The sequence below is a fragment of the Pyxidicoccus sp. M15 genome, assembly GCF_056858435.1.
In genome coordinates, this window is the sequence record NZ_CM166495.1 from 11,624,205 (window position 1) to 11,639,927 (window position 15,723).

The window sequence follows — 15,723 nt, forward strand, 5'->3', positions numbered from 1 at the left end:
CTCCGTAACAGCGCCACTGCACGGCACCGCTTAAGACAGCCTCGAGGCCACCGCCACACAGCCCCGCGGTGGCTCGCGGCGTGGCATGCCGCCATGGGCTCACGGAGTGGTGACACATGAGGCGAGTGCTCGGAGGGGCGGTGGCCGTCATCCTGTGCGGTCTGGCGGGACTGGCGGCTGTCGTGGCACGGCCGGATGCGAGGTTGCTCGAAGCCCGCGCGGTGTTCGACGAGGCAGCGAGGCTCGAACGGGCTGGCAGGTACGCGGAGGCCATTCCAGGCAGTGAGCACGCGCTCGCCCTGCGAGAGGCGGTGCTCGACGACACACACCCGGAGGTGGCCGCGAGCCTGGCCCAGCTGGGCCACCTGCTCATGCGGAGCGGAGACTCCGCGCGCCCCGGTCCCCTGCTCCAGCGTGCCCTCGACATCCAGGAAGCGGCGCTGGAGAAGAACCACCCCGAGCTCGCCCAGACGCTCACCCACCTCGCCATCTTCCACGACACCCAGGGGCGCGCGGCCCAGGCCGGGCCCCTGTTCGAGCGCGCACTCGAAGCGACCCGGGGAGCCAGTCCCATCCAGGTCGCCAAGGCCCTCGACAACCTCGCGGTCTTCCACGCCGACCAGCGCCGCCATTCCCAGGCCGAGCAGGAGCACCTGCGCGCACGCGCCATCCTCGAAGCGGCGCTCGGCCCGGACCATCCGGATGTGGCCCGTACGCTCGGCAACCTCGCGCGCGTCTACTCCGCCCAGGGACTCCATGCGCGAGCCGAGCCGCTGTATGAGCGGGCCCTCGTCATTCTGGAGACGGCCCTCGGAAGGAACCATCCCGAGGTGGCACGGGCGCTCAACAGGCTGGGCTCTCACTACAAGGCCCTGGGCTTGAACGCGAAGGCCGAGCCGCTCCATGCGCGCGCGCTCACCATCCAGCAGGCGGCGCTCGGCGCGAATCATCACGAAGTGGCGGACACGCTCAGCAACCTCGCGCGGCTCTACTCCCGCCAGGGCCAGGATGCGCGCGCCGAGCCACTGCATCGGCGTGCGCTCGGCATCCGGCTGAGCGCATTCGGGGAGCACCACACGGACATCGCCTGGTCCCTCCACAACCTCGGCAGCCTCTACTCGCGCCAGGGCCGGTACGACCTCGCCGGTCCGCTGCTCTGGCAGGCGCTCCTCATCGAGGAGGCCACCCTGGGGCGGGAGCATCCCGACCTCACCTGCACGCTCAACAGTCTCGGCCTCTTCCATGCGCAGCAGGGGCATAGCGACAGGGCGGAGCCGTTCTTCAGGCGTGCGCTCGACATCCAGCAGACCGCGCTGGGAGCGAATCATCCCGACGTGGCCCAGGCGCTCGACAACCTCGCCTGGGTCCTCGATGGGCAAGGCCGGCACACCGAGGCCGTGCCGCTGCTCATGCGCTCGCTGGAAATCTCCGAGGAGTTCCTGCGCCGCGAGGCACCGTTCCTCTCCGAGTCACGCCTCACCTCCTTCCTCCAGCGCCTCGGTGAGAATGAGGAGCGCCTCCATGCCCTGCGGCGCAAGCACCCCTCGGATGCCAGCGTGCAGCGCCTGGTCTTCACCTCCGTGCTGCTGCGAAAAGGCCGCTCCGCCGAGGAGCTCGCGGCCCGCTATCGCGCCATCCACGACAGCCTCGGTCCCGAGGACCGTGAAGCCTTCCAGCGGCTGCGTGAGCTCCGAAGCGAGCTGGCCGAGCTTTCGTTCGAAGGTCCCCGCAAGCTGTCGTCCGCCGAGTATCGGCAGCGGCTGAAGGACCTCGCGGACCAGGGAGACGCGCTCGAAGCGGAGCTCGCGAAGCGCTCCGCGCCCCTGGGTGCCCTGTCCGCGTGGCTGGCCCCCGCGGACCTCGTGGACGAGGTCGCCGCCACGCTCCCCTCGGATGGCGCGCTCCTGGAATGGGTGGCGTACCTGGACCCGCCGCGCGTGACGGGCGGCCCGCCGTCCCAGTCGCCGGGGCAGCTCCGCTACCTGGCCCTGGTGCTCTTCCCGGACGCGAGCATCCGCGCCGTGGACCTCGGCCCCGGGGACCGCATCGACAGTGCCGTCACGGACCTGCACGAGGCCATGGCCTGGCGCGACAGCGAGTACCTGCGTCCCACGCGCGCGCTCCACTCGCTGGCCTTCCAGCCGCTGCTGCCGCTGCTGGGGCGGGTCCGGCGCCTCGTCCTCTCACCGGACGGCCAGCTCGGCCAGGTGTCCTTCGAGGCGCTTCACGACGGCCAGCGCTACCTCATCGACCGCTTCGAGCTCTCCTACGTCATCTCCGGCAGGGACTTGTTGCCCCGCGCGCGGAGCGTTGCCCCGGCGAGCTCCGTGGCCGTCTTCGCCGCTCCCGACTTCGACGCTCCACCGGGCGCCACCGAGGAGGCCCTGGCGTCCCTGCCCGGCACCCTCCAGGAGGCCCTGTCCATCCAGCGCCAGTTCCCCTGGGCCCGGCTCTACCTCGGCCCTGAAGCCACGAAGCAACACCTCCTCCAGCTCCTCACGCCCGGCATCCTCCACCTCGCCACCCATGGCTCCTTCAGGGGGGACGAAGGCGCGGAGCGCGGCACGCGGGCCCTGGGCCACTTCGGTGGCCTCCATGGCGGTGCGCCGAGGCCGCCTCCCGACGACCCGATGCTCCGCTCCAGCCTCATCCTCTCGGGCGTGCGCGGCGACCAGGGCGACAGCTCCCGCGTCACGGCCCTCGAGCTGGCGGGCCTCGACCTGTGGGGCACGCAGCTCGTCGTCATGTCCGCCTGTGAGAGCGGCCGCGGCGACGTGACGCTCGGCGAGGGCGTCCTCGGCCTGCGCCGCGCCTTCCTCATCGCGGGCGCGGAGACCGTCGTGATGAGCCTCTGGACGGTGAACGACGACAGCACCCGGCTGCTCATGGAGGCCTACTACCGCCACCTGCGGGCTGGCGAGGGGCGCACCGGGGCGCTGCACCTCGCCATGCGCGAGGTGCGCAAGACGCACCCCCACCCCTACTACTGGGCACCGTTCATCTCGGTGGGACGGGAGGGGCCCCTGCAGCTCGCCGCTCCCGTCCGATGAACCGGACTCCGGCCTACAGGAACATCGTCGCGTCGAACTCGTCCACGTTGACGGGGAGCATGCGCGGCAGGGGCCGCTGGAACACGCGGGCGTTCAGCTCCAGGTCCAGGATTTTCAACCCGGAGGGGACGAGCTCCCGGAACTTCTGGCTGACGTACTCGCGCAGGCCCAGCACCGCCACCTGTCGCTTCTCCGCGAGCATCGGCTTGAGGGCCTCCGCGAAGTCCGCCCCGTCATGGCTGGCGAGCACCACCGCCGCGCCCGGACGCTGGGTGCGGATGTTCTCCAGCAGCTTCAGGATGCCCAGGTCCACCACCTTCTGGTCCGGCCGCCCGTACAGGAGCGCCACCTCGCACCCGGCGGACTTCAGCGCCCGCACGAAGCCAATCATCACGTCGGGCAATTGCTCACCGCGCGCGTTGAGCACCACCACGCAGCGCACCGGGGCCGGGAAGTTGGTTTCACAGAAGGCCACCAGCCGGTCGAACTGCACGCGGTCCTGGGACTCGGGCTTGCGTCCCACCACGTTGGACACGGCCCAGTCGATGTTCTCGGCGTCGATGAGTACGTAGGAAGCGGCAGGGGGACGTCCGGTGAGCATGGCCGGCAGGATATGCGGCACTTCGGTGTCCGGGGAGACTCAGTGACGCCCAGGGAACGAAAGCCGCGTCCGGATGTCCACGGCGGCCCCTTCTCCGGCGCCACCCTCCCTCCGGAATGTGCATCCGCATGCCGCGGCCCCGTCTTGCGCGCCACCCAACACTCCGTGCGCCACTCCGGCTCGGTGGCGGTGTGCAGGCGCGCTCGTGCGCGCCTGGGGAGCTGCGCCGCCAGGAGCCAGTTTCGGGAGGAAGGAAGCCGCCTCACCTGCCGCCCGCCGTGGGCTGGCCATTCAAATACGTCTGGATGACCGGAATCCTGCTGAGCTGCGTCGGGTCTCCCCCCCGTGCCGGCTCGTAGTCGAGCGGGTTGGCGCCGAGCACGACGAAGTCAGCCACCTTGCCCGGCTCGATGCTGCCCAGCCACGCATCCAGTTCGTGCTGACGGGCGGGCTCCAGGGTGATGGCCCGCAGCGCCTCCTCCACCGTCGCCGCATGCTCGGGGCCGAGCACGTCGCTCTTCGTGAAGTCCGGATAGGCCCAGGTGCGCCGCGTCACCGCCTGCTCCACGAACCACAGCGGGCGAGCAGGCGTCACCGTCGAGTCGCTGTGCAGGGAGAAGGGAATCCCATGCCGCCGCTCGAACCCCACCGGGTCGAGGTTGCGCGCCTGCGCTCCCAGCATCTGCTCGAAGGCAGCGCCCCAGTAGGCCACATGGCCAATGAGATGCGTCACCCGTGCGTCCAGCCGGGGGACGGCGGCGCCGTCGCGCGTGACGTAGGTGCCCTCACGCAGGCTGGCGAGCTTCCGGGCCACGTCCTCGGTCCCCACCGTCTGGTGGATGAACAGCACCGGATGCGGGTTGACCGACTCCCGCTGGAGCTCCGCGAAGACCTCGATGGCCCACTGCTGCGCCTCGTTGCCGTTGGCGTGCAGCTGGAAACGCCAGCCCTTCGTCCGCCACAGCCCCCTCAGGCTGTCGGCGACCTGCCTCGGGCTCTGGTAGTTGGACCGGCCCTCGTCCTCCCCCGCGCAGTGCCCCGTGTCCAGGTACCGCAAGGGAGGCGCGAGCTGCGCGGTGCAGCCCTGCGTCGAGCCATCCACCCAGAGCTTGATGCCACCCGCCCCCAGCCACTTCGGCAGCTTGCAGCGCGGCGCGGTCCTGGGGTCACACGCGGGCCGGGTGGGCTGGAGCAGGGCCCGCTGCGTCCGGGCATCGTAGGCGACGTCGTATTTGACGAGGGCCGTGACGCGCAGCGGGACCTCGTCCCGCTCCGCCAGGAGCTGCACCGCCTCGAGCTCCGCCCGGCTCATCAGGCCGCCGTCCGCGAGGGTCGTCAGCCCCGCGTCACGCAGCTGCTGGAGGGTCCGCCGCACCTCCTCTCCCGGATGCTTGACGAGCTCCACCGGGTCCATCTGGGGAGCCCGCGACACGAACCGCTTCAGCAGCGCCTGGAAGATGGGCTGGAAGGCCGCGGACTCGCGGAGCAGCCCGGTGTACTCGCCGCCCGCCTTCACCCACTCACCGCCGTTGTTCGCGACCGAGGCAGGAGGGGCGCACTCCTGCTTGCCCGTCAGCTCGAGACAGGTGACCTCGAACGCCTTCTGGTTCGCGTAGGCCAGGTGGCCGGACTGGTCCACGATGAGGACCGGGCGGTCCTGGCTCACACAGTCCTCGAGATAGCGCCTCGGCAGCGCCAGGAAGGGCACCTCCCCGCTCCCGCCGCACGGGCCCGGGATGAGCGGCTGCCGGGACGGGTCCAGGTTCATGCCGATGAGGGGCTCCTTCGACTCGCTCCCGCCGGAGGCGTCCGGCCGCAACGTCATGAGCGCCTTCAGCAGCTCCGTCTCGCATCGAGGGGTGTTCGCTCCGGAGTACGGAGGTGGCAGGCAGGGCGCCAGGTCGGGCATCGTCGGCAGGGCCTGGAGCAGCGTCGGCAGCAGGTGCATGTGCGGCTCGATGAAGCCCGGCATCAGCACCTGCTGGGGCTCCAGGCGCACGAACGTCAGCGCTCGGGGGTCGAGCCCCTCCAGCACCTCCTGCTCGGTCCCCACCTTCAGGATGCGGCCGTGCTCGTCCACGGAGACGGCCTCGGCCTGCGTCCCCCGCTCATCCATGGTGAGGATTCTTCCGACGAAGACACGCGCACGCGCTGTGCCGGAGCCGGTTGCTCCCTTCGTCGCGCAGGCGCCGAGGAGCGCGAGCGCGGCGGAGACCACGAAAGCTCGACAGCAGGCCGGGCGGCGGCCAGGACGCGCTCGAAGGGGAGCTGGGTTCATGGGCGGGGATGAGCCCACCCCTCATCACCGGCCCGACGCCAGGGGATTCAGGCGGGTGATGCCCCCCGTCCCGGCGAGCGCCCGGCAATGGACGCTTGTCGGCCCTGCGGGGCCCGCCCCAGGGAGGCGGCTCGACGCGCTCATCGTCCGCACCGTCCCGGGCGTGCGGAGGGTGGAGGCCCCCCGGCCACGTGGCAGATGACCACCGACGTGGCCGCGCTCGCGAGGCCCGTCATGTCGTGGTGCTCGGCCAGCCAGACGTGCCGGGCCGGGTCCAACATGGGCCCTGCGCACTCGCCGCGCACTGGCGGACACTGCCTGTCCGCCCCCACTGAAGGAATCCACGATGTAAGACAAGTCGGCAAATGTGGTTGCGGGGCGCAACTCCAGAAAAGTCGGTTCGAGAATCCCTGTGTTGTGAGAATCCAGCTCACAACGACACCAGAGGACCTCCCCCCCATGGCCCCTCCTGTTCGTCGCAACTCCCCCGCGTTTCCCCGGCTGCCCCCTCCGCCCCCTCCTCCGCCGCCCAAGCCGCCGGAGCCGGTCAGGCCGCCGACGCGGCAGCAGCGGCCCCCGGACACCTTCGTCGGGCCTCGGACGCAGCCCGCGGGGCCAGTGCTCCGGCAGGGGCCCCCGACCGCGTCGGCTCCGGTGAAGGAGTCGCCGGCGCGGGAGGCCGTGAAGAATCCCGAGACGTACGCCAAGGCCCTGGATACCGGGCTGACGGTGCAGCAGAACGCCTCGGCCCTCCCGGGCTCGCGGCAGCACTACACGGACGCCCGGGCCGACGGAAACGGCCGCCTCCGCAGCCTGGCGACGTCCACCCGCAACACCCTGCGGGACACCGTCGAGGGGGGGCAGAATCCGAAGGACCTGAACACCCGCGCCGGCCAGGCCGGGAAGCTCAACAACCTCCTCAAGGGGGGGCTGGGCGCGAAGGACCTCTTCGGCGACAAGGGCCGCAAGGCGGTGGATGCCCTCACTGGAGGGCTCGTCAACGGCACGCCCGAGCAGCGCAACAAGGCCCTGGGCGACCTGGGTGACGGCGTGAAGACGCTGGCGGAGACCGCCAAGGCGGGCCTGGAGACGGCGCGCGACGTGCAGAAGTACGGCAGCGCGTACCGGGCGGCCAGCAGGTCGCTCCAGGAGGGCGCGCAGGGCCTGAACAACCAGGCGCGGCGTGGCATTGCCCGCGACATCGCCAAGAATGTCTTCAACAACGTGAACCCGGGAGATGTGAACGGCCCGGCGGCTGGCGAGCGGTTCAGCGGCCTGCGCAATGCCAACCAGGCCGGGGCCATCGACCGGACGGCCGGGGCGCATGGCATCAGCAACAACGGTGCGAGGGACCTCCTGCGCGGCGGCGCCGACGATGGCCTGAAGGCCGCGGATGACGCCCTCAAGCAGGGCATCAAGGCGGGAGCGAAGTCCGCGGCGGGCACGCTCGCCAAGACGGCGGGACGCTTCGCGCCGGGAGCCAACATCGCCATCGCCGCCGCGGACACGGCCAAGGCCGTCTCCACGCTGAGGGACCCGGAGGCCAGCACCGGCAAGAAGGTGACGGCCGGCATCACCGCGCTGGGCTCCATCGCCGCCGCCACCAACATCCCCGTGGTCAGCCAGGCCGGCGCGGCCGTCTCCGCCGTGTCGGACTTCGTCGGCGGCTTCTTCTAGGGAGCCGCGTCATGCCTGCTTCCGGCGACAGTGGCAGGAAGGCAGCGCCGAGCTCCACGGCGGAATTGCAGGGCATGGCGCTGTTGAACCGGTCCCCGGCGGCCCTTGCCTTCCGGGGGCCCACCTCCCTGCCGCTGCCCGCGGTGCGGGAAGCGCCCTCGCTCGAGGGGCTCGAGGTGGCCATGCCCGCTCCGGTGGGCGTGGCCGCGGAGGCCCTCGTCGAGCGCTTCGATGCGCTGTGCCGCTCGGTGGCGCCGCGACGGGAGCGTGCGGTGGGCGAGGCCGTGGCGCCGGGAGACGACGTGCTCCTGGACGTCGTCGGCTCCGCGGACGGAAGGCTCATTCCCTTCTCGGCCCGCGTGGACTGGTGGACGGAGGCCACGCCGGACCCGCTGCTGCCCGGCTTCTTCGAGTCGCTGGTGGGCATTCCCGTGGGCGAGGGCGTCGCGGTGGAGGTCATCCTGCCCGCCGACTACGCGGTGGAGTCGCTCCGGGGCGTGCGCGCGCGGTTCGGCGTGGAGGTGAAGGCCGCGCGCGAGGTAACGCCGTTGGACGAGGAGTCCGCGGAGCTCTTCGCCGCACTCGGCCGGGGCTCCAACATGGACGAGGTGATGGAGCAGCTCGCGGGGGAGCTGGCCCGCGAGCAGGCCGAGCGGCGCGAGCAGGACTTCCGCGAGCGCGTGCTGGCGGAGGTGGCTCGCCGCACGCAGGTGGACGTGCCCGCGAGCCTCGTCGACGAGTCGCTCCGCACGCGGTGGTCTGAGAATGAGTATCCACTGCTGGTCCGCCTGGGGATTCCGGCGGAGCAGCTCCCGGAGTCCTTCGAGGGGTGGCGGAAGGATGCCGCGACGCGCTCCGAGGCCGAGTTCCGGCTGCGGCTGGCCCTGGGGTTGCGGGCCATCATCGACCGTGACGGCGTGAGGCCCCAGCGCGAGGACGCGGAGGCGCTGTTCGACGGCCTCGTGGAGAGCGCCGGGCTGCGCCGGGAGGAGCTGGGACGACTGCTCCAGTCCGACAAGGTGCTGGGCCAGAAGTTCGATGAGCTGGCGATGCACGTGGCGGCCGTGAGTCACGTCATGGCGAAGGCCACGGCCGTTGCCGAGCCGGCGAGGAGCCCCCAGGAGTAGGGGCGGCTCGCCGCCGTTCAGCAACTGAGCGCGGAGTCCGCGGGACGGATGAGCAGCCGCCACCGGCGTCCCTCGAGGAACAGGAGCCCGGGGACGGCCTGGGCCTTGTAGACGCCCACGGGAACAGCGCGTCCTGCCTGGGGTTTGCTGTCGCCTTGGCCCACGGGTTCAAGTCCCGTACTCCGCCCGAGTCGCCAGCCGCGCAAGGCTCGAAGGGCAAGAACTTCTGAGCCCGGAGCCCCGAGCAGTATGGGTTCACCGAACAATCGCGTTGCGATTGTAAATCGACATCAGCAGCAGGTCCGCCCCGCCTTCCGGGCGTTCTATCGGGCAATACATGCGCGGCCTACACTCCCGCGCCACACCCCTCCTCGGCTCGAATCCCTGGCCGGGGCAATCCTGCTTCAGGAGCATTTCATGAACAGATGTCTCAGCCTCCTCTGCGCGGCCCTCCTCCTGTCCAGCGCGCTGGTGCCAGGAGTCGCGATGGCCAGCCCGACGTTTCCGTATCCCTGGCCGGACTACTCGGTGGTGCCGGTGTTGTTCGTGCCCACCGACTGGAGCGTGAGCAGCGCCGAGGTGCAGGCAGAGGCCACCGCCATCAACAACGCGATGGCCGACATCCAGCGCTTCTATGCGGCCCACAACAACGGGGCGACCTTCGTGCTGAACCCGGTGCAGGTGGTTCAGGCCAACGGCACCAAGGAGGCGTACGGCATCTCGTGGGGGCCGGGGAACATCTACGACGACGGGGTCATCACCATCACAGGCAACATGGAGGCGGCCGTCATGGCGGAGCTGCACTCGCGCGGGTTCCCCACCCCGCCGGCGCAGAATGAGAGCGGCTACGTCACGATGATTTTCTTCAAGGGCGCCGGCGGCTTCGCTGGAGGCCGTGGGTATACCAGCGGCAACGGCGGCCAGGCCATCGTCGGCGACTGGGCCATCGACAGCATCCAGGGCAATGTGGCGGAGGGCGCCTACTGGTGGTCCGGCCAGCGCAAGCAGACCGGCGCGGTCGCTCACGAGCTCGGCCACGGCTTTGGCCTGCCCCACCCGGATGGGGTGGGCTGGGGGATGGAGACCTCCGTGATGGGCTACTGGTGGGACTATCCGACCATCGGTCTGAACAACTACGACCGGAGCTTCCTCGCCGCGAACAAGAGTGCCTTCTTCACCGTTCCGGCGGCGCCGACCGGTCAGACCGCGACTGCGCTCAATGGCACCAGCATCCGGGTCAACTGGACCGACAGGTCCAGCAATGAAACCGGGTTCCAGCTCACCAACGGTGTCACGACCGTGAGCTTGGGCGCCAACACCACCACGTACACGTGGGCGGGCCTGTCGCCCAACACCTATATGTGCTTCGCCATCCGCGCCTACAGCGCCACGGGCACCTCCCCCTGGACGCCGTACGCATGCACCACCACGCCCACGGTGCCCGCCATGCCGACGAATCAGACGGCCATCGCCATCAGCAGCTCCAGCATCCGGGTGACCTGGACGGACACCTCTGGCAACGAGACCGGGTTCCAGCTCACCAACGGTGTCACCACGCTGAACCTCGGCGCCAACACCACCACGTATACCTGGGGCGGCCTCGCGTCTCGCACGTACATGTGCTTCGCCATCCGCTCCCAGAACGCGGCAGGCGCCTCCGCCTGGACGCCGTACGCCTGTACGACGACACCGTAGCCACGGGCGCTAATCCCGAGGTTGCCTGAGCGAGGCCCAGGCATTCCTCGGGCTGGGGCACCGCGCTCGTCCCTGCCGCGGGCCGCCGCCATCCATGCGCACGGTGTTCGTCGATGACGTCTTCGAGCAGGGCGACGAGGAAGAGCCAGGCCAGCTCGACAACAGCGAGGTCTTCGACCGGATTCGCAAGGGCCTGCCCGTCTTCCGCGAGCGCCCCTGACGCGAAGCCCGGCTCAAAGGCCTTGAAGGTGCTCGCGGGGACGTGAATCCGTCAACACGTCCTCCGTGGCGGGCTCGTTCGAGACGCCCATGTCAGGCGCGGCTCCGCTTCAGGGCTTCAGCGGAGCCGGCCCGGGGCTCAGCTCAGCGGCTACTTCCGACCGACGAACTCGGAGGCGACCGTGATGCTCTTGGCGCTGCCCTTCACGGCCATGCCGGTGAACCGGCTGTACGGCGACGCGGCGCCCTTGACGGTGATTTCGACGTAGGTGGACTCCACTTCCTTGCCATCCACCACCAGCACGAAGGCCTCACCCTTGCCGGCGGAAATGCCCCACACCGCGCCGTCGATGGCGTCCGCCGAGCTCGTCTTGCGAGCCCCGTAGTAGACCGGGCGGTAGGTGGGGCGCCAGTACAGCCCGTTGCCCGGCCAGTTCCACCGGATGTAGAGGGGCACGTAGCCCGAGCTCTGCACCGAGAAGTCGAGACCGGCCGCGGTGTACGAGTCGATCTGATACTGCGCCCACGGGCTGTCGTAGTTCACGACGAGGCCCATCTGAGCCCCCATCCCGCCGGCGCCGCGGGCGGCAGCCGACACCGAGCTCGTGGTGAGCTCGAGGGTGCTGAGGACCTTGTCGCCGTCGAGCGCCGTCAGCGTGAGGGAGTCGAGCTCATCCACCACGGCCTCGTGAGACCAGGCCGAGGCGTCCTCGAACGTGCTGGAGATGCCGTCCGACTTCGAGTCCTTGAGCCCGCCGACCTCGAGGCCCGTGGCGCCACGGTCGACCGTCGCCGAGCCCAGGGCGCAGGTCTGGATGCCCTTGAAATACTCGGTGCACCCCGCCTCCACCTGCGACGGCTGGGCATCCAGGGAAGACCCGCTGCCGTCAGCGGGCACCTCGCCCTGGCAACCCGCGAGGGTCATGAATGCGGTCGCGAAGAAACGCCGTGTCCAGTTGTGATGCATTCGGCACCTCCTGTCATCGGTGACAGATGCCTTCCACCATTGGAAGACGGTCGCGCGCCCTGCACCGGACGCGCCAATGACGCGGCGCCCTGCAGCAGGCACTACGCGCTGCGCAGAGAGGAACTGTCGACCGCACGGTTGTAACCTGTTTTGTTACGAATTCGGACCCGCTGTAGCGCTCGCCGCTACAGGCTGCGGACCGTGCACAGCACCGTGACGTGACAGTGACGTCCGCGCGCTTCGTTTCATCCCGCTCGCGGCCCCAAGCCCTCAAGTACCGCAGCCATTGTCCGAAGGCGGCGCGGGCGGAAGCGGCGGGCCACGGGGCGCTTCGAGGACGTGTCGTGGCTCGGTGGCGGAGACCTCCACCCGCGTCTGCCCGGGCGCGGTGAGACTCACGGGTACGCGAACGAACGCCATCCCGTCGAGCCCGGGCCGCGTCTCTCCTACCAGCAGCGTGTATCGGCCGAGCGGAAGCTGGCTGAACGTATATGCACCGGAGCTGTCGCGCGTTTGGAGCGCCCCGCAGTCCTCGCAGGGGTCGGCGCGAAGGACGCCTCGTAGCTCCAGGGACTGCTTCCACGTCGCCGGCATGGGGACCTCTCCCTCCAGTAGCCCGAGCCACACGTCCTTCCTGGGCACCTGGACCGACAGGGCGGCGGGACCACTGCGCGCCGACAGCTCCATGAGCAAGGTGCCGCGCGCGGGAAGCACGACCTGACGGGGAGAGAAGAAGTGCAGCGGAGCCCCGGCCTCGTCTTTCGGGACGACCTGGACGGAGCACGGCTGGCCGCCCTCCAACCCATGCACCGCGAAGCGCCCCGCGGCGTCGACGTGAATGGGAAACGGCGCGCAGCCCACGTCCAGCCACGCCTCGCCCAGGGGGCGCCCCTGGTGGTCCTTCACCACGCCGGCGAGTTTCACCTCGGGAGTGAAGCGCACCGTCACCGCATCCTCGGCGGCGCCCACGGGCACACGCAGGAGGGGAATGGGGGCACGCGAGTAGAACGAGTCCTCCCGCTTGGCGACCCGGAGGAACAGCGGCTCCTTCTTCAGCGGACCGAGCTGGAAGCGCCCGTCCGCATCCGTCGACGTCGACACGAAGTCTCTCAAGCCGCTCCTTGGCGCATCCGCGTGGTCGAGCGAGACGATGGCACCGGCGATGGGCGTGCAGCCGTCCTCCTTCACGACGCGTCCGCTCACCATGCGCCCGCGCTGCAGGACGATGGGCTCGCGAATCCGGCCCCGCTTCCCCGCCGGGACCTCGACGACGAGGAGCTCCGCCGCGAACCCTTCCGCCCAGAACGTCAGGGTCGACCGGCCTTCGGGAACGGGCACATCGTGGAATTGCCCCGAGGGGTCGCTGAAGTAGCGGTTGTTCACGGAGAAGGCGGGAACAGGCCTTCCCTCCGGGTCCACCACCCGCCCCTCGACCGAGCGCCAGCGCTCCAGGACCACGGTGACCTCGTCCTGTCCGGGAGCCACCTTCACGGGTGACAGCTCCTGGAACAGCTCGTACCGATGCCAGGCCCTGACGCGCACCGCGCCCGCTCGCAGGCCCTCCAGCGTGAAGCGCCCCTGGGCGTCGCTGCGCGTCTGGCTCCCCTCGAGCTGCGCCTGCGACCAGAGCAGACCTCTCACGCTGCCCGGGTCGGTATGCGCGAGTGGCGTGGCCATCACGCTGGCTCCGGCGATGGGGCGTCCTGCCGTATCCACGACCCTGCCGGTCAGGGGCGGACGGAGACTGCTCCCCTTGAACGAGAGCACCAGCGAGTGGCGCTTCCCGGCGACGAGGGAGACTTCACCGGAGGTCTGCCACCCGAAGCACTCGCGATTCCAGAAGACGGTGGCGCGAATGCGCGTCGCGGGAAGCACGGCCTGCTCGACCCGTCCCTCTACGTCGGTCTTCAGCGGGGACGAGAGCACGACCCCCGTGGAGGCATCCTGGAGGCTCACGAGGACGCCAGGCAGCGGCTGCCCCCGCGGGTCGAGGACCTGCACGCCCAGCGCCGAGGAGGCCCCTCGCAGCTCGACGTCCCGCTGGGGAGCGGCGACCCGCGTCTGTGAAAGAGCCTGTCCGCCGAGAATGACACTCAACGTGACCCATCCCTCGGGAATCCCCGTCACGGTGAAACGTCCTTCGGCATCGCTCTCTGCGGAGGCGTTCTCGCTGTGGTCCTTCGAGCTCCTCACCCTCGCGCCCGGCAGTGGCTGTCCGCGGGCATCCAGGACCCGGCCTGAAATCGCGACGGGCTTGCGCAGCTTCACGTCCATCCGCCGCTGCGTGCCCGGAGCCAGCTTCAACGAAGCACGCATGGGCAGGTAGCCCTCCGCCAGGACGTCGATGAAGACTGACAGCTCTGGGCCCGGCTGCAGCGCGAGGCGCGCCTCACCCCTCGCGTCCGTCACCGGCCCGTCTTCCAGGAAGCGTGGCGCCTCCCAGGCCCTGGGGGAACCCGGTGCGGCCCGAGCCCCCGGGATGGGCTGTCCCCGCACGTCCACCACGCGCAGGAGCACCTCGGCCGAAGCCACTTCGGAGGTGCAGGCGTACGCCTCACGCGGCTCCGGCACGGGCTCGGAGCCCTGCGGTTCCGGGGTCGACGCGGCAGGAAGCGCATGGGCGCAGGCGGCCCACGACAGCACGAGGACCCACGACAGCACGAGGAGCTTCAGCGCAGCTCGCGAAGAGGGCATGCGGCGAGCCTGGCATTCGCGCGGGACGGCTCACCTCCAGGCTCTCTCATGATTCGCGCATGAAACCATCATGAACCCGGTCAGCGCGGGCGGTGCTTCGCGGAGAGCCCGTCGCGCCACGCCCACCTCTTCCGCACCTCCCCGGGGCGGACGCCGACCTGTACGACCTCGATTGGCCGCCAGGCATCAGCGTCAGCATCCGCCTCCGGCCGCCCGTTCAATCGATGATGATGGGGTCCTGGCAGTAGTTGCTGTTGATGTACGTCTTGCCGCAGAGGTACGTCAGGCCGCCCGGAAATCTGTATCCGGTGCGGCACCCCGTGTCGCGAGGCGTGTAATTGACGAGTTGACAGCTGGAGAGGTAGTTCAGGTCGAGGCAGCGCCCCGTCTGATACCCGAGAGCGTCCGTCTGGCAGCGCGCGGGGTAGAGAGGCTGCTCCACCGAGCCTTGAAACTCATCGTTCTCCGGCGGCGCTTCCTCGACACCCCCGCAGCCCACGGAGCCCAGCATCACCATCAGCCCCCAAGCGCCCCAGACGATCTTGTTTCGCATTGTGTCACCTCACAGCGAGAGAGATGGACAGCCCAGCGACTCGTCTGGTTAGCACACAGTGTGTTTCATCTGCCAGGCACACCTTCCCCTGCAGGACGTGTTCGGAGGGACCTCGGCGGCCATGGCTGAGGCACCTTCAGGTCCAGTACGTCAGGGCGAGGCCGGCTCCTGGAGGTACAGCTCTCGGAAGTTGCTCACGTCCTCGCCAATGGGGCCGACTTCCTTCCCATCGGGCTCCAGCAACCAGAACCAGTCGTAGCTGCCGCCGCCCAGGAAGTACTTGTGCAGCTGGACGATCAACCTGCCCTGGTGCTCGCCGCGGGGGATGACCTCCAGGGTGTTGCCCGGAGAGACGAACTGCTCCTTGCCCGTGGCCACGTCCACCTTGTGCACGGCGCCCGAGGTCACCCAGGCCGCGCTCAGGAAGAAGACCGTCTTCCCATCCGGAGAGAACTGGGGCGCCTCGAGCGCTCCGAGGAACTTCTTCGGCTCATCGCTCCCAGCGGAGGCGACGAGCCGCCTGGGCTTTCCGCCCGCGGTGTCCACCCACCAGAGCGCATTGGCCTCGACCTCGCCCGTGGTGGACTCCAGCTTCTTGCCGGAGCCCTTGCGGACAAAGACGACGGCCTTGCCATCCGGAGAGAGGCTCGGCTGCGAGTCCTGCGCCGAGGAGGTCAGCGAGCGCCTCTTCCCGTTGGCCTCCACGAGCACGATTCTGCCCTTCTCCTCCACCACCGCTGGCCCGCGCGCCTGAGCGGGCAGGGCCAGCAGCAGGACGGACAGCAGCGCCGGAACGGCGGCCTTCATGGAGGAGCGGAGGGTGGGCATGGACTGAGTTGACCCAGTCCATGTTCACCTTGCA

The 15,723-nt window shown here is 69.9% G+C and carries 11 protein-coding genes; 5 read left to right on the top strand and 6 right to left on the bottom strand.

Features of this window, described 5'->3' with window-relative positions:
• The first annotated feature begins 116 nt into the window (after positions 1-116).
• Entirely contained in the window at positions 117-3,050 is a 2,934-nt protein-coding gene (locus ACX9TP_RS43050) for a CHAT domain-containing protein (protein WP_482976505.1), read from the top strand.
• A 13-nt stretch (positions 3,051-3,063) separates the two neighbouring features.
• Here ACX9TP_RS43050 and ACX9TP_RS43055 read toward each other — a convergent pair whose 3' ends face one another.
• Both ACX9TP_RS43055 and ACX9TP_RS43060 read right to left on the bottom strand, forming a co-directional pair.
• The gene (locus ACX9TP_RS43055) at positions 3,064-3,651 is read right to left on the bottom strand and encodes an NYN domain-containing protein (protein ID WP_482982316.1); all 588 of its coding nucleotides are present in this window, start codon (positions 3,649-3,651) and stop codon (positions 3,064-3,066) included.
• 262 nt (positions 3,652-3,913) lie between these two features.
• Positions 3,914-5,767 carry an amidohydrolase gene (locus tag ACX9TP_RS43060; protein WP_482976506.1) on the bottom strand — a complete coding sequence of 618 codons (1,854 nt, stop codon included), beginning with the start codon at positions 5,765-5,767 and terminating at the stop codon, positions 3,914-3,916.
• 843 nt (positions 5,768-6,610) lie between these two features.
• On the opposite strand from ACX9TP_RS43060, the gene ACX9TP_RS43065 reads away from it, so the two are divergent.
• From ACX9TP_RS43065 to ACX9TP_RS43080, 4 genes are all read left to right on the top strand, one after another.
• Positions 6,611-7,606 (top strand): hypothetical protein, encoded by a 996-nt coding sequence (locus ACX9TP_RS43065; protein WP_482976507.1) that lies wholly within the window; start codon positions 6,611-6,613, stop codon positions 7,604-7,606.
• Between the two features lie 74 nt (positions 7,607-7,680).
• Positions 7,681-8,733, top strand: coding sequence for a trigger factor (locus tag ACX9TP_RS43070; RefSeq protein WP_482976508.1), 1,053 nt, complete (start codon positions 7,681-7,683; stop codon positions 8,731-8,733).
• A gap of 417 nt (positions 8,734-9,150) precedes the next feature.
• On the top strand, positions 9,151-10,428 hold the full coding sequence (locus tag ACX9TP_RS43075; RefSeq protein WP_482976509.1) for a fibronectin type III domain-containing protein: 1,278 nt from the start codon (positions 9,151-9,153) through the stop codon (positions 10,426-10,428).
• 94 nt (positions 10,429-10,522) lie between these two features.
• Entirely contained in the window at positions 10,523-10,648 is a 126-nt protein-coding gene (locus tag ACX9TP_RS43080; RefSeq protein ID WP_482976510.1) for a hypothetical protein, read from the top strand.
• Between the two features lie 150 nt (positions 10,649-10,798).
• Here the strand turns inward: ACX9TP_RS43080 and ACX9TP_RS43085 are convergent, their stop codons facing one another.
• From ACX9TP_RS43085 to ACX9TP_RS43100, 4 genes are all read right to left on the bottom strand, one after another.
• Positions 10,799-11,572, bottom strand: coding sequence for a hypothetical protein (locus tag ACX9TP_RS43085; RefSeq protein ID WP_482976511.1), 774 nt, complete (start codon positions 11,570-11,572; stop codon positions 10,799-10,801).
• Positions 11,573-11,884: 312 nt separating this feature from the next.
• On the bottom strand, positions 11,885-14,308 hold the full coding sequence (locus tag ACX9TP_RS43090; RefSeq protein WP_482976512.1) for a carboxypeptidase regulatory-like domain-containing protein: 2,424 nt from the start codon (positions 14,306-14,308) through the stop codon (positions 11,885-11,887).
• A 217-nt stretch (positions 14,309-14,525) separates the two neighbouring features.
• Entirely contained in the window at positions 14,526-14,861 is a 336-nt protein-coding gene (locus ACX9TP_RS43095) for a hypothetical protein (RefSeq protein WP_482976513.1), read from the bottom strand.
• A 150-nt stretch (positions 14,862-15,011) separates the two neighbouring features.
• Positions 15,012-15,689, bottom strand: a complete 678-nt coding sequence (locus ACX9TP_RS43100; RefSeq protein WP_482976514.1) for a TolB family protein — start codon at positions 15,687-15,689, stop codon at positions 15,012-15,014.
• Positions 15,690-15,723: the final 34 nt, after the last annotated feature.

What these genes read in the sequence shown, in the direction of transcription:
- ACX9TP_RS43050 (WP_482976505.1), top strand. Translation starts at nt 117, where the DNA reads ATGAGGCGAGTGCTCGGAGGGGCGGTGGCCGTCATCCTGTGCGGTCTG.
- ACX9TP_RS43055 (WP_482982316.1), bottom strand. Translation starts at nt 3,651, where the DNA reads ATGCTCACCGGACGTCCCCCTGCCGCTTCCTACGTACTCATCGACGCC.
- ACX9TP_RS43060 (WP_482976506.1), bottom strand. Translation starts at nt 5,767, where the DNA reads ATGGATGAGCGGGGGACGCAGGCCGAGGCCGTCTCCGTGGACGAGCAC.
- ACX9TP_RS43070 (WP_482976508.1), top strand. Translation starts at nt 7,681, where the DNA reads ATGGCGCTGTTGAACCGGTCCCCGGCGGCCCTTGCCTTCCGGGGGCCC.
- ACX9TP_RS43075 (WP_482976509.1), top strand. Translation starts at nt 9,151, where the DNA reads ATGAACAGATGTCTCAGCCTCCTCTGCGCGGCCCTCCTCCTGTCCAGC.
- ACX9TP_RS43080 (WP_482976510.1), top strand. Translation starts at nt 10,523, where the DNA reads ATGCGCACGGTGTTCGTCGATGACGTCTTCGAGCAGGGCGACGAGGAA.
- ACX9TP_RS43085 (WP_482976511.1), bottom strand. Translation starts at nt 11,572, where the DNA reads ATGACCCTCGCGGGTTGCCAGGGCGAGGTGCCCGCTGACGGCAGCGGG.
- ACX9TP_RS43090 (WP_482976512.1), bottom strand. Translation starts at nt 14,308, where the DNA reads ATGCCCTCTTCGCGAGCTGCGCTGAAGCTCCTCGTGCTGTCGTGGGTC.
- ACX9TP_RS43095 (WP_482976513.1), bottom strand. Translation starts at nt 14,861, where the DNA reads ATGCGAAACAAGATCGTCTGGGGCGCTTGGGGGCTGATGGTGATGCTG.
- ACX9TP_RS43100 (WP_482976514.1), bottom strand. Translation starts at nt 15,689, where the DNA reads ATGCCCACCCTCCGCTCCTCCATGAAGGCCGCCGTTCCGGCGCTGCTG.